The organism is Variovorax paradoxus (genome assembly GCF_009755665.1).
Classification (GTDB): domain Bacteria; phylum Pseudomonadota; class Gammaproteobacteria; order Burkholderiales; family Burkholderiaceae_C; genus Variovorax; species Variovorax paradoxus_G.
The window spans coordinates 598,707-612,004 of record NZ_CP046622.1; the positions used below are offsets into that span (position 1 = coordinate 598,707).

The following is a 13,298-nucleotide window of genomic DNA, read 5'->3' on the forward strand; positions in this document are numbered from 1 at the left end:
TCCGGACAAGGAGGCTTTCATGTACACGCAGTCGCCGATTTTCATTTTTTCCGCCCTTCGCTGGGCTGCCGCCGCCGCGGCCGTATTTGCAGCAGGCTGCGTCAACACGCCGCCAGCGGCCACCGCTGGCGCCAACGCCAACGCCAGCACCGGGGCGGCCGCTTCCGGCACAACGGCAACAGCAGGCGGAGCGCCGGCGGCTGCATCGCGCCCGGCCCCGGTCGGCTCGAGCGTGGCCGGCCAGGCGCGCACCTTCTCCACCCAACTGGCCACCTACACCTCGGTCAGCTTCGATGCCGTGCCGGGCTGGGCGCGCGACGATTTTTCCGACAGTTGGCCGGCGTTTCTCGGCAGCTGCAAGGTGCTCACCGGCCGCGGTGCCGAGTGGAAGGACGTGTGTGCGCGCGCCCTCAGGGTCGACAGCAGGAACAGCACCGCCATCCGCGCCTTCTTCGAGCAGGAGTTCTCGGCCTACCAGATCCGCGACGACGACCGCAAGCCCGACGGCGTGGTCACCGGCTACTTCGAGCCCGAGATCCCGGGCAGCCGCCAATACGCGGCGCCCTTCATCTACCCGGTGTACGGCCAACCCGAAGACATGCTGTTTGCCGATGCGCGCAAGCTGCCGGCCGGCAACGGCACCGTGGCGGCGCGCGTCGAAGGCCGCAACGTGGTGGTGCAGAGCGGCCTCAGCACGCGCGACATGGGTGCGCCGGGCCTCTATGCGCTCGACCTCTCGGCCATCACGCGCGACACGCTCGACCGCAAGGTGCGCCTGCGCGTCGAGGGCAAGCAGCTGCTGCCGTACTACACGCGCGAAGAAATCGAAACCAAGGGTGCGCCCAACGCCAAGGTGCTGGCCTTCGTGAGCAGCGCCACCGCGCTGTACGAAATGCAGATCCAGGGCTCGGGCCGCATCAAGCTGGCCAACGGCGACATCATTCGCGTGGCCTACGCCGAGCAGAACGGCCAGCCCTTCCGCCCCACGCTGGCGCAGGCGTCCAACGGCAAGCCCCGCAGCCCGGTGAAGGTGCGCGGCTCGTCCATCGAGCTGGACCTGGACGACGGCGATGACGACGAAGACCCCGGCGGCACCTCGACCAACACCATTCGCACGCGCGGCTTCACGCTCGCGCGGCCCACCGCCAGCGGCGCCGTCGTGGTGCCGGGGCGGCGCACGGCCGGCCCGGTCATCGGTTCGGGCATCAAGGACCCGAGCTACGTGTTCTTCAAGGAATCGACATCGCCCGCGGGTGGGCCGGTAGGTGCCTTCGGCGTGCCGCTGTCGGCGGGACGTTCGATTGCCGTGGACCCGCGCAGCACGCCGCTCGGCTACCCCGTGTTCGTGTCTACCCGCGCCCCCGGCACCGGTGCCCCGATGCAGCGGCTGACCATTGCGCAGGACACCGGCGGTGCGATTCGCGGCGCGGTGCGGGCCGACTATTTCTTCGGCAACGGCCAGCAGGCCGCGACCAACGCGCGCCGCATGAAGGAGCGCGGGCAACTCTGGATCTTGCTGCCGCGCGGCCTGGCCGTGGCGTCGGCGGCGGTGTCTTCGGCCATTCGCACGCGCGGCGGTCCGGCGGGCGCCGGCTTGCCGCAATGCCTGGTGCCGACAGAAGGCGTGTGCGTGGACGACTAGCCCGGCTGTCTTCCGAATCCTTGTCGTCTCATGCAGGAAACGCTGTCGTCCGCAGAAAGTACGGAACTCGTCCGCCTCTGGCGGCGGCGTCAGACGCTGTCTTCGCACGACATGGGCACCATGTACCGCATCGTGGGCGATGCGCTCGTGGCCTGCAATCCGCCCGAGCTCCAGGTGCTGGGCGAAGGCCGGCAGGAGCTGGTGGCGCAGTTCATCTACGTGAAGGTGCTGCGGCTCGACGCCGACCCCGACGAGGCCGACGAGCGCGCGAGCCACAGCGCGCCCTCCAGCGCCTTTGCGCTGTGCGCCTATTTCAGGCGCTACCTCATCGACTGCACGCGCGCGAGTTCGTTCCGCCGCAAGCTCTCTATCGGCGACCAGGTGACCGAGGCGCAGCTCGAAGACGCAATCGGCAGCAGCGATGACCACGAGGGCTGCCTTGCGGAGCACGGGCTGAGCCCCGGCGCGGTGCAGCAGGCCGCGCGCGCGTTCATTGCCGGGCTGCCCGAGCCCGAGCGCATCCTGCTGTGCGAAGGCTTCGGCAAGGAGGCCGAAGGCGGCTTGTCAGGCATTGCCTCGCGCCATGCCATTGCTTCCTATCACTACCGCGCGGGCCGGCTCGGCCTGGTGCACAAGCGCGAGGGGCTCACGGCGGACTATGCCAAGACCCGCCTGGGCGGCTGGATCCAGCAGACGCTGGGCATTGCCATCGAGCCCGACAACATGGCCGCGATCCTGCAGGTTTTCAAAATCCTCGGTGCTGAAGCGTCTTATGCCTGAAGACATAGCCATTCAGGAACAGACCGCCATGAACACCGAACTCTGGCCCCCTCTCAGCGTGATCCGAAGTGCGTTCCAGGCCGGGGGCGCCGCGCCTGCTGCCGCGGACGCCGCGGGGCAGGAGTCCGTCGTGGCCATGCCGGGCACGTCATCCGCCAGCGGCGCCGCTGCCGAGCCGCCGCGCGCCGTGCTCGACCTGTTGCTGCCCCTGACCGAATTGGCCCGGCGCCGCGAGGCCGTGGCCCAGCGTGCCTTCACGGCGCGATGGGCGCCGGGCCGCCTTGTGAGCGTGGTGCACGAAGGACGGCTGCTCGGCGTGCTGCTGGACCGCTGCATCCACGACGACCTGTGGCAAGGCTGGATGGCCGCGGGCGAGGCGGACTGGGCCAGCGCGCACGACGTGCTGCTGGAGCCCGACGACGAACCCTTCGAGCCCGCCTTCGGGTTGATCCAGGCCTGGAACGTTCTCACGCTCGAACCCAGTCCGCAGCTTTGCGCGCGCGTGCTCGGCGAAGTCTCGGCCACGCGGCTCGCCGCGATTCGCGCAGTGCACGACGAGTGGAGCGCACAGGCGCCGCTGGCCATTGCGCCCGAACCCGGACACATCGCATTGCGCACCGTGGGCGACGTGTTCTCGGTGCTCTGCGGAACACCACTGGGCGCGCAAGACCCGCGCGCCGACTACCAGGCGCTCTACCGCGATGCCGCATCGCAGTTGAGCAGCGCATCGGCCGCGGCGGGCACGGCGCGCGCCATTCCGCAGCTGAAGCCCGCGGACGGCTGGTGGGGCAGCATCAGCCGCTGGTTCACTGCCGATGGCTGGATGCGCCCCGCGTTCGCGGTGCTCGCGCTGGTGCTCGTGGTGGAGAACGTGAGCCTTTTCGGCCAGCGCACCGAAGAAGACGATGTGCGGTTCCGCTCCGCTCCGCCCGCCACCGCCGCCGCACCTGCCGATCTGGTGGTGCGCTGGAAGCCCGAGGCGCGCGTCGAAGACACCAACCGCCTGCTGCAGTCGATTTCTGCAGAAGTGGTCGGCGGTCCGGGTGCCGACGGCCGCTGGCGGCTGCGCGTGGCCGATCCCGTGCAGGGCCTGGCCGCCTTGGCGGCGTCCCCCCTGGTTGCATCGGCCGGCCCGGCACCGGAGCGGCCATGACCATTGCGGCGCGCCTGATGCTGTTGCTGGTGTTGCTTGCCACGGGCGGCAACGCGGCGGCAGTGCAGCGCGCGCTGCTCGTGGGGGTGTCCGAACTGGTGAACCAGCCGCAGGCGCTGTGGCTCCAGGCGCCGCGCAACGACGTGATGCTGATGCGGCAGACCCTGGTGAAACAGGGCTTTGCGCCCGCCGATGTCACCGTGCTGGCCGACGGTGTTGCGGGCGCCTCGCTGCCCGAAGCCGAGCGCATCAACGAGGCGCTGGCCCGGCTGCTCGAGCAGTCCCGTTCGGGCGATTTCGTGATGCTCTATTTTTCTGGCCACGGCACGCGGGTGCGCGACAGCACCAAGCGCTACCAGGAGCCCGATGGCCTGGCGGAAAACTTTCTGGCACGCGACGCCCGGGGCACGGATGCGTCCGGCGGCAGCTTGCCGGGCGGCCTGCGCGACGTCGACTTCGACCGCTGGATCCGCGCCTTCCTGGGCAAGAACGTGTTCGTGTGGTCGGTGTTCGACACCTGCTCCGCGGCCTCGATGACGCGCAGCAGCGCGGCACAGCCGCCGGAAGACGCCGGCCCCGCGGACGATGAAGTGCGCTTTCGCGGCGTGCGTGCCGGCCAGCTTGCTGCGAGCGGGCCCTCCGCGGCACCGCCGCCGATGCAGGCGCTGCCCGAGGCTGCGGCCGGCGTGCCCCGCGCGCGCTATGTGGCCTTCTTCGCGTCGGAGAGCCACCAGGTCACGCCCGAACTGCGCTTGCCGCGCAAGGCCCGCAACGCGCGGCCCCAGGGTTTGCTGACGTGGGCGGTGGCCGAGGCGCTGCAGCAGAAGCCCGCGACCTGGCGCGACCTGTTCAACGGCGTGCTGGACCTGTATCCGCCGGTGATCGAAGAACTCGAATCGCGCTTTCCCGCGCGCGAGTTGCCGTCGCCGGTGGCGGAGGGCAACCTCGACCTGCCGATCTTCGCCAACGCCTCGGCACCTCTTTCGACACGGCCCGTGTGGCGTGCCGAACGCGCGGGCGGCAGCCTCACGCTCAAGGCCGGCTTGCTCGACGGACTGGAGCCGGGGCAGGAGCTTCGCATCGTCGCCACCCTGGCCGACGGCATCCAGCGCACGGCGCAGGGCAGGCTGGCGCAGGCCGATCTCGGCAGCGCGCGGCTGGCTGTCCCCCCGGTCTTGGCCGAACTCGCGCAGGCCACTTCATGGAGCGTGACGCCGATGGGCGAGCCGGCCTCGGCGGCGTTGCGGGTGCGCAGCGATTCCGCGCTGCCCGGCGGGCTCAGCCTCGACTACCCTGCCTCCGTCCGCACGGCGGGCGAGGCGCAAGCCGATGTGCGCTGGGTGGACCTTGGCGCGGCGGGTGGCCGGCTGGAGCTGCTGTCTCCCGCGCTCGCTGCGGCTGCGGAGGCAGGCTCTGCGCCGTCCGGCATCGTGGTGCGCGACATGGCCGAAGCCCGCGTACGGCTCCAGGCACTGGCGCAACTCAAGTGGATGTCGCGCCTTGCCGAGCTGGCAAAGGACGGGCGGCTCGACGGTTTCGACGCCGTGCTCGAAGTGCGCGACGACAGCCGCGTGCTGCGCAGCGCGAACGTGCGCGACACCGCCGGCAGCGCCTTGCAGCTGCGGCCGGGAGAGCGCGCCGAGCTCATGGTTCGCAACGGCAGCGGCCAGTCGATCGATCTCGTGGTGGTCGGTGTCGATGCACAGGGAGTCCTGCGGTCGGTCTATCCCGAGGATCTGGGCGAAGCCAATCGCTTCGAACGCGGTACGCGCGAGTCGCCTGCCTCCAAGCGCTTTGCGCTGCCGTGGCTCAAGCCCGGGCGGCCGGCCAGGCTGTTGGTGCTGGCAACGCCGGCCCAGGCCCGCAGTGCACCGCGCCTGTTCGGCGCCGGCACCGCCGAAGCCACGACCCCCACCGCGGAACTGCGGGTGCGCGGCCAGCTCACGCCCGAGCGCGAGCGCCAGGTGTACGGCGCCATGTTGCGCTGGACGAACTTCGCCGCGCCCTGACCAGGCCCCTCCGCACACGTCCATCCGCACACATCCACCGAATCACACATCACCGAGAAGGAGAAGCCCATGTCCATGACTTCCAACGGAGTCCCCGATCCCGACGACGCGCTGCGCATGCTCGATCTTGCGCTGGGAGGGGCGAGCGGCTGCGATCTCGTGATGCTGATCGAACACTCGGGCACTCCCATCGAGGGAGAGCTGGCGCGCCAGTTCGAAGACGGCAAGCCGCGCCTGGAAATTGCCGGCTATTTCTGGGGCGGGCATCAGCACTCGCAATCCGGCCGCGCCGCGGCGGCGCGCGCGTTGTCGAACTTCATCGTCGTGCGCCGCACCGATGCGGCCACGGCCTCCATCGCGAGCCTGCTGCGGGTCAATGCAGAAGCCGGAAAGGTGATCGTGAGCGTCTACAAGTCGGGCGGGGACGTCAAGTCGACCGAGGCCCAGTCCATGCTGGAGTTCACCATGGAGAAGGTGCGGGTGACCAGCCACATGTTGCTCACCAACAGCGTGCTGGGCGTGCCGACGGAAATCATCAGCTTCGCATTCAGGCGTTTCAGCATCCGCTCGGCGCCACAAAAGGAGGCGGGCGCGCGCGGTGCGGTGCGAGAGTGCGTCTTCGAATCCACCGAGTGATCGAAACCAACCGGGGCCCCACACCATGACCGCATCCGAACTGCTGAAGGCCGCCGATCCGGTGGCTGCGCTCAAGGCACTGAGCGACGAAGTGCGCGCCAAGCCGTCCGACAGCAAGCACCGCGTCTTCATGGCGCAGCTGCTCTGCGTGCTGGGCCAATGGGAGCGCGCGCTCAACCAGCTCACCGTGGCGGCCGAGCTCGATGCGCTGGCCGTGCCGATGAAGCAGGTGTACGGCGAAGCCGTGCGCTGCGAGGGCCTGCGCGCAGAAGTGTTCGCGGGCAAGCGCACGCCCATGGTGTTCGGCCAGCCGGACGAATGGCTGGCGCTGCTGATCGAATCGCTGCTGCGCCAGGGCCGCGGTGAAGACGGCATGGCCGAAGACCTGCGCCAGCGCGCCTTCGACGCCGCACCGGCCATCGGCGGCACCATCGACGGCGCACCGTTCGATTGGCTGGCCGATGCCGACATGCGCCTCGGCCCGGTGCTCGAAGCTTTCGTCAACGGCAAGTACTACTGGATTCCCTATGTGCGGCTCGCGCACGTCAAGATCGAGCCGCCCGAAGACCTGCGCGATTGCGTCTGGATGCCCGCCCACCTGCAGTTCGAGAACGGCGGCGAGACGCTTGCGCTGATTCCCACGCGCTACGAGGGCAGCGAGAACAGCGCGGACGGCGAACTGCAGCTCGCACGCAAGACCGAGTGGCGCGAACTGCGGCCCGAGGTGTGGATCGGCAGCGGCCAGCGCGTGCTGGGCAGCGACGCCGGCGAGTACGCGCTGATGGACGTGCGCGAAATCCTGTTCACGCCGTCGGAGGACGGCACCGGTGGCTGAACTCACCGCACAGGAGCGGCTGCAGCCGTCGCTGCTCGATCGCCTCGTCGACCATGCGCCCGACGAGAAGCGCGAGAGCGACGACAAGCGCACGCTCACCAAGCAGGCGCTGCGCCAAGCCGTGCTGCGCGACCTCGGCTGGCTTTTCAATGCCACCAGCTATGGCCTTGCCATGGACGACAAGCGCTTTCCCAATGCGGCGCGCTCCGTCATCAATTACGGATTGCCTATGCTGTCTGGCCAGTACACCTCGTCGGTGCAGCGTGTCAGCATGGAGCAGGCTTTGAAGAACGCAATCCTGCAGTTCGAGCCACGCATCCTGTCCCGCACTCTCGAAGTTGAACTCGTCATGGAAGGCTCGGCATTGGACTCCCACAACAGCATCGGCCTGCAGATCCGCGGCATGCTGTGGGCGCAGCCCGTGCCGCTCGAGTTCCTGATGCGCAGCCGCGTCGACCTGGAAGAAGGCCGCATAGAGATCGTGGACATGGCGCAATCCCAGAGGTAAGTCCGCCATGGACCCCAGGTTGCTGAGCCTGTATGAACAGGAACTGCGCTACTTCCGCGAAAGCTCTTCGGAGTTCGCACGCGCCTTTCCGAAGATCGCGCACCGCCTGGGCATCGAAGGCCAGGAGGTCGCCGACCCGTACGTCGAGCGGCTGATCGAGGCCACGGCATTCCTCTCGGCACGCGTGGGGCTGAAGCTCGATGCCGAATACCCGCGCTTCACGGGCCATCTGCTCGACATCGTCTATCCGCACTTCCTGGCGCCCACGCCGGCCATGGCCATTGTGTCGGTGACGCCCGATGCCGATGACGCCAAGCTTGCCACCGGCCCGACGCTGCCGCGCGGCAGCGGGCTGCGCGCACGGCAGGCGGTAGGGCAGAACACGCACTGCGAATTCCGCACGGCCAGCGCACTGCGCGTCTGGCCCATCGAGATTCTGCGGGCCCAGTACTTCACCTATGCGCCGGACCTGCCGCTGAATGCGCACCCGCAGTCGCGCGCAATTCGCGGCGGGCTGCGCATTGCGCTGCGCGCGACGGCGGGGCTGAACTTCGGCCAGATCGCCATGGACGAGCTGGTGCTGCATTTCGGCGGCGCCGAAGACGTGGCGTGGCAACTGCACGAATGCGCGCTGGGCCAGCCCGTGGGTGTGCTGGTGCGGCCGATGGCGCCCGGCGGTGCAATGCAAGGCGCGATGAAGACGCTGCCCGGCAGTGCCATCCAGCCGGTGGGCTTCGAGGAAGACGAGGCGCTGCTGCCGGTAACGGCCACCGGCTTCTCGGGCTTCAGGCTGCTGCAGGAGTACTTCGCGTTTCCGCAGCGTTTTCAGTTCGCGCGCATCGGCGGCCTGCAGCCGCTGCTGGCGGACATGGCCGCGGCGGAGCTTGAGCTTGTGCTGCTCTTCTCGCGCGGCGATGCGGCACTCGAAAAGCTGGTGAGTGCCGACAACGTGCAGTTGCACTGCGTGCCGGTGGCCAACCTCTTCAGCAAGCGGCTCGACCGCGTACCCGTGTCGGAAGGCGTGAGCCAGTTCCACCTGGTGCCCGACCGCACGCGCCCGCAGGATTTTGAAGTGCACACCGTGACCGAGGTCACCGGACACGGCGCACCGGGCGCGGCGGAAGTGGCGGCCGAGCAGTCCTTTCGCCCGTTCTATTCGGCTTTTCATGGCAGCCGCCACGCGCACCCGGCCTACTACACGACGACGCGCGAGCCGCGCATGCTTTCGGTACGCCAGCGCACCGAAGGGCACCGCAGCAGCCATATCGGCTCCGAGGTGTACATGCAGATCGTCGATCCGCAGCAGGCGCCGTATTCGACCGCGCTGCGCCAGCTGGCGGTGACCGCGCTGTGCACCAACCGCGACCTGCCGCTCCTGATGCCGCTGGGCCGCGACAACGACTTCGATTGCATCGACTCTTTTCCGGCGCAGCGCGTGCGCATGGTGCGCGGGCCTTCGCGGCCGGTCTCGCCGGTGGTCAGCCAGGGCCTCGGTTGGCGCGTGGTCGACCACCTGGCACTCAACTACCTGTCGCTTTCGGACAGCACGCCCGAGCAGGGCGCCGCCGCATTGCGCGAAACCTTGATGCTCTACGCCGCGCACGCGGACGAAATGCGCCAGGGCCAGGTGCGCGGCCTGCTCTCGGTCAAGAGCAAGCCCGTGGCACGCAGACTGCCGCTGCCGGGGCCGATTGCGTTCGGCCGCGGTCTCGAAGTGACGCTCGAAGTCGACAAGGATGCGTTCCACGGCCACAGCGTCTTTCTTTTTGGCGCCGTGATGGCGCGCTACCTGGCGCGCCACGTGGAGGTCAACCACTTCGTCGAGGCCGTGCTGCGTATTGCGGGCAAGGGCGAAATCATGCGCTGGAGGCCGCTGTGCGGGACACGCCAGATTCTGTGAGCGTCGCCCGTGCGGAGCCAGTCGGAACGCGCGTGGACAACGCGCTGCGCGAGTGGTCGGCCGAGCCGTGGGCCTTCGACTATTTTGCGGTGCTGCGCCGGCTGGAATCGATTGCAGGGACCACGCCGCGCTGGGGCCGCGCGCTGTTGCCGAACGCGGAGCCGGTGCGCGTGGGGCAGGAGCCTTCGCTCTCGTTTGCGCCCGCCAGCTTCAGCCGCTTCGAGCCCGCCACCGCCTATTCGCCGCCGCGCCTGCGCCAGCATTTCTTCAGCTACATCGGTCCCAACGGTCCGCTGCCGGTGCACCTGAGCGACTTCATTCGCGAGCGCAGCATCAACCAGGGCGACCCGACGTGGCTGGCTTTCCTGGACAGCTTCTCGCATCGCTTCTCGCTGCACTTCTACCGGGCCTGGGCGCAGTCGCGGCCGGCCGTGGCGCTCGACCGGCCCAGCGAAGACAGGTTCAGGCTGCAGGTGGGTGCGCTGGTTGGCATCGGCGCGCCGGGACGCATCGGGCGCGACGAGGTGCACGACGACGCGCGCCTGCATTTTTCGGGTTGGCTCGCGCGGCGCGTGCACAACGCCGAAGGTGTGGAATCGGTGCTGTGCAGCTACTTCGGCGTGCCGTTCAAGCTGGAGCGCTGGGTCGGCCACTGGATGAGCCTGCCCGCCGGCGAGCTCACCCGGCTCGGCCAGGGCGAGACCTTGCGATCGATGGGCATGGGCGCAATGCTCGGCACGCGCGCCTGGGACAGGCAGCACCGCGTGCGGCTGCACGTGGGCCCCCTCACGCTCGACCAGTACCGCATGTTCCTTCCCATCGGCGATGCGCAGCCCGTGCTGCAGCGCTGGATGCAGCAACTGCTCGGTGACGAGCTCGAGTGGGACGCGCAGCTTGCGCTGCAAGGCGCGCAGGTGCCGCCCACGCGCCTGGGGCAGGCGAAAGGCAATGCGCCGCGCCTCGGATGGATTGCGTGGCTCGGACAAAGGCCGCGCTCGCGCGACGCGGCCGACGTGCGCATTGCAAGCCAGCCGGCCGGCGCGAACCGGCGGCCGCACGCGCTTCCACTTCAATAAACCCATCTTCATTCGTCTTGAAGAGATACGGAGTCCTCCATGAGTGAAATCAGCCGCACCGCCCTTTTCGGCAAGCTCAACTCGCTGGCCTACAAAGCCATCGAAGGCGCCACGGTGTTCTGCAAGATGCGGGGCAATCCGTATGTGGAGCTGGAGCACTGGTTCGCCCAACTGCTGCAGGCGCAGGACTCGGATCTGCACCGCGTGATCCAGCACTACGGGCTCGACGTTTCGGTGATTGCCAAGGACATGACTGCCGCGCTCGACCGCCTGCCGCGCGGCGCCACTGCCATCAGCGACTTTTCTCCGCACATCGAGAACGCCATCGAGCGTGCCTGGACCTACGCCACGCTGCAGTTCGGCGAGGCGCAGGTGCGCACCGGCTACATCCTGGTGGGCATGCTCAAGACGCAGAGCATGCGCAACCCGCTCTTCGGCTTGTCGAAGCAGTTCGAGAAGGTCAAAGTCGAAGACCTGGCCGACAACTTCGTGAAGATCTGCGACGCCTCGCCCGAATCGCAGATGCGCGCGCAGGACGGCACCGGCATGGGCAGCGGCGCGCCGGGCGAAGACTCGGGCGCGATGGCGCCGGCTGCCATGGGCAAGGGCGACGCGTTGAAGAAGTTCGCAGTCGACCTGACGGAGAAGGCCAAGAAGGGCGAGATGGACCCGGTGACCGGGCGCGACGAAGAAATCCGCCAGATCGTCGACATCCTGATGCGCCGCCGCCAGAACAACCCGCTGCTCACCGGCGAGGCGGGCGTTGGCAAGACCGCGGTGGTCGAAGGCTTTGCACAGCGCCTTGCGCGCGGCGACGTGCCGCCGCAGCTGAAGGACGTGAAGCTGCTCACGCTCGACATCGGCCTGTTGCAGGCGGGCGCCAGCATGAAGGGCGAGTTCGAGCAGCGCCTGCGCCAGGTGATCGACGAGGTGCAGAGCTCGCCCACGCCCATCATTCTTTTCATCGACGAGATCCACACGCTGGTGGGGGCCGGCGGCGCGGCGGGCACCGGCGATGCGGCCAACCTGTTGAAGCCTGCGTTGGCGCGCGGCAACCTGCGCACCATCGGTGCCACCACCTGGGCCGAGTACAAGAAGTACATCGAGAAAGACCCGGCGCTCACGCGGCGCTTTCAGGTGGTGCAGGTGCCCGAGCCCGACGAGGTCAAGGCCATTCTGATGCTGCGCGGCGTGGCCAGCGTGCTCGAAAAGCACCACCGCGTGCAGTTGCTCGACGAAGCCATCGAAGCGGCCGTGAAGCTGAGCCACCGCTACATTCCCGCGCGCCAGCTGCCCGACAAGGCCGTGAGCCTGCTGGACACGGCCTGCGCGCGCGTGGCGGTGTCGCAGCACGCCACGCCGCCCGAGGTGGAAGACTGCATGCGCCGCATCGAGGGGCTCACGGTCGAGCAGGAGATCATCGGCCGCGAGGCCACCATCGGCATCGACGTGACCAAGCGCTCGGCGCAGGTGGAGGCGCTGCTGGTCGAGTCGAAGCTGCAGCTCGAAGGCTTGAATGCGCGCTGGCAGGAAGAAAAAGGGCTGGTCGACCGGCTGCTTGAGTTGCGTGCGAAGCTGCGGGCGGGGAACAAGCCGGTGGATGCATCGGCGGGCGGAGGCGGCCAGGAAGGCAATGGCATTGCCGCCTCTCCAGATCGCACCGCGCTGCTCGAAGAGTTGCATGCGCTGCAGGCGAAGATCCATGCGGTGCAGGGCGAGTCGCCGCTCATCCTGCCTTCGGTCGACGAGCAGGCCGTGGCTTCGGTGGTGGCGGACTGGACGGGCATTCCCGTCGGCCGCATGGTCAAGAACGAAGTCGAGGCGGTGCTGAAGCTCGCCGACACGCTGAACCAACGCGTCATCGGCCAGAAGCACGGCCTGGAAATGATCGCGCGGCGGATTCAAACGTCTCGCGCGCGGCTCGACAACCCGCAGAAACCCATCGGCGTGTTCATGCTCTGCGGCACCTCGGGCGTGGGCAAGACCGAGACCGCACTGGCTCTGGCCGAGGCGCTCTACGGTGGCGAGCAGAACATCATCACCATCAACATGAGCGAGTTCCAGGAGGCGCACACCGTCTCCACGCTCAAGGGTGCGCCGCCCGGCTACGTGGGCTACGGCGAGGGCGGCATCCTGACTGAAGCCGTGCGCCGCCGGCCCTACAGCGTGGTGCTGCTCGACGAGGTCGAAAAGGCTCACCCCGACGTGCACGAGATCTTCTTCCAGGTGTTCGACAAGGGCTGGATGGAAGACGGCGAGGGCCGCATGATCGATTTCAAGAACACGATCATCCTGCTCACCACCAATGCCGGCAGCGAGCTGGTGATGAGCATGTGCCGCGACCCCGAGCTGCTGCCCGATTCGAACGCACTGGCAGATGCCTTGAAGGCACCGCTCATGAAGGTGTTTCCGCCCGCGCTGCTGGGCCGCATCGTCACCATTCCCTACTACCCGCTGTCGCCAGACATGATGAAGAAGATCGTGCGGCTGCAGCTGGGCCGCATCAAGAAGCGCGTGGAGACCAACCACGGCGTGCCCTTCGAGTACAGCGACGCGGTGGTCGACCAGGTGGTTGCGCGCTGCCAGGACCCGGAGTCCGGCGGGCGTGTGATCGACGCGATCTTGACCAACACCGTGCTGCCGACGATTTCGGTCGAGTACCTGCAACGGCTGGCCTCGGGCGGCGAGATTCGCCGCGTGGCGCTGGACGTGAAGGACGCCGACTTTACCTACGCCTTCGACTGAAACAACACAAGCAC

Annotated in this window: 10 protein-coding genes; all 10 read left to right on the forward strand. The window is 68.3% G+C overall.

All coding sequences use genetic code 11. From position 1 onward, the window contains the following. Positions 1-19: 19 nt before the first annotated feature. The 10 genes from mltA to tssH all read left to right on the forward strand — a co-directional run bounded on the left by mltA (position 20) and on the right by tssH (position 13,284). Positions 20-1,642 carry a murein transglycosylase A gene (gene mltA, locus GOQ09_RS02755; protein WP_157611778.1) on the forward strand — a complete coding sequence of 541 codons (1,623 nt, stop codon included), beginning with the start codon at positions 20-22 and terminating at the stop codon, positions 1,640-1,642. 30 nt (positions 1,643-1,672) lie between these two features. Continuing rightward, complete coding sequence (locus tag GOQ09_RS02760) at positions 1,673-2,422, forward strand: hypothetical protein (RefSeq protein WP_157611779.1); 750 nt, start codon at positions 1,673-1,675, stop codon at positions 2,420-2,422. Between the two features lie 28 nt (positions 2,423-2,450). Next, a complete protein-coding gene (locus tag GOQ09_RS02765) occupies positions 2,451-3,575 on the forward strand; it encodes a hypothetical protein (RefSeq protein WP_157611780.1) in 1,125 nt (374 codons plus the stop codon). Then, a complete protein-coding gene (locus GOQ09_RS02770; RefSeq protein WP_157611781.1) occupies positions 3,572-5,584 on the forward strand; it encodes a caspase family protein in 2,013 nt (670 codons plus the stop codon). Before GOQ09_RS02765 ends, GOQ09_RS02770 begins: the two co-directional genes overlap by 4 nt. Positions 5,585-5,653: 69 nt before the next feature. Beyond that, complete coding sequence (locus GOQ09_RS02775; protein WP_157611782.1) at positions 5,654-6,220, forward strand: type VI secretion system tube protein Hcp; 567 nt, start codon at positions 5,654-5,656, stop codon at positions 6,218-6,220. Positions 6,221-6,245: 25 nt separating this feature from the next. Continuing rightward, positions 6,246-7,055, forward strand: a complete 810-nt coding sequence (locus GOQ09_RS02780; RefSeq protein ID WP_157611783.1) for a type VI secretion system accessory protein TagJ — start codon at positions 6,246-6,248, stop codon at positions 7,053-7,055. Continuing rightward, positions 7,048-7,563, forward strand: a complete 516-nt coding sequence (gene tssE, locus GOQ09_RS02785) for a type VI secretion system baseplate subunit TssE (protein WP_157611784.1) — start codon at positions 7,048-7,050, stop codon at positions 7,561-7,563. Before GOQ09_RS02780 ends, tssE begins: the two co-directional genes overlap by 8 nt. 7 nt (positions 7,564-7,570) lie before the next feature. Next, positions 7,571-9,463: a type VI secretion system baseplate subunit TssF gene (tssF, locus tag GOQ09_RS02790; protein WP_157611785.1), complete on the forward strand. Its 1,893-nt coding sequence runs from the start codon at positions 7,571-7,573 to the stop codon at positions 9,461-9,463. Next, positions 9,460-10,539, forward strand: coding sequence for a type VI secretion system baseplate subunit TssG (tssG, locus tag GOQ09_RS02795; RefSeq protein WP_242630968.1), 1,080 nt, complete (start codon positions 9,460-9,462; stop codon positions 10,537-10,539). Before tssF ends, tssG begins: the two co-directional genes overlap by 4 nt. A gap of 39 nt (positions 10,540-10,578) precedes the next feature. Next, the gene (gene tssH, locus GOQ09_RS02800) at positions 10,579-13,284 is read left to right on the forward strand and encodes a type VI secretion system ATPase TssH (protein WP_157611786.1); all 2,706 of its coding nucleotides are present in this window, start codon (positions 10,579-10,581) and stop codon (positions 13,282-13,284) included. The last annotated feature ends 14 nt before the right edge of the window (positions 13,285-13,298 follow it).

Coding starts and splice junctions, on each gene's coding strand:
- mltA (WP_157611778.1), top strand. CDS start 20: ATGTACACGCAGTCGCCGATTTTCATTTTTTCCGCCCTTCGCTGGGCT.
- GOQ09_RS02780 (WP_157611783.1), top strand. CDS start 6,246: ATGACCGCATCCGAACTGCTGAAGGCCGCCGATCCGGTGGCTGCGCTC.
- GOQ09_RS02770 (WP_157611781.1), top strand. CDS start 3,572: ATGACCATTGCGGCGCGCCTGATGCTGTTGCTGGTGTTGCTTGCCACG.
- GOQ09_RS02775 (WP_157611782.1), top strand. CDS start 5,654: ATGTCCATGACTTCCAACGGAGTCCCCGATCCCGACGACGCGCTGCGC.
- GOQ09_RS02760 (WP_157611779.1), top strand. CDS start 1,673: ATGCAGGAAACGCTGTCGTCCGCAGAAAGTACGGAACTCGTCCGCCTC.
- tssH (WP_157611786.1), top strand. CDS start 10,579: ATGAGTGAAATCAGCCGCACCGCCCTTTTCGGCAAGCTCAACTCGCTG.
- GOQ09_RS02765 (WP_157611780.1), top strand. CDS start 2,451: ATGAACACCGAACTCTGGCCCCCTCTCAGCGTGATCCGAAGTGCGTTC.
- tssF (WP_157611785.1), top strand. CDS start 7,571: ATGGACCCCAGGTTGCTGAGCCTGTATGAACAGGAACTGCGCTACTTC.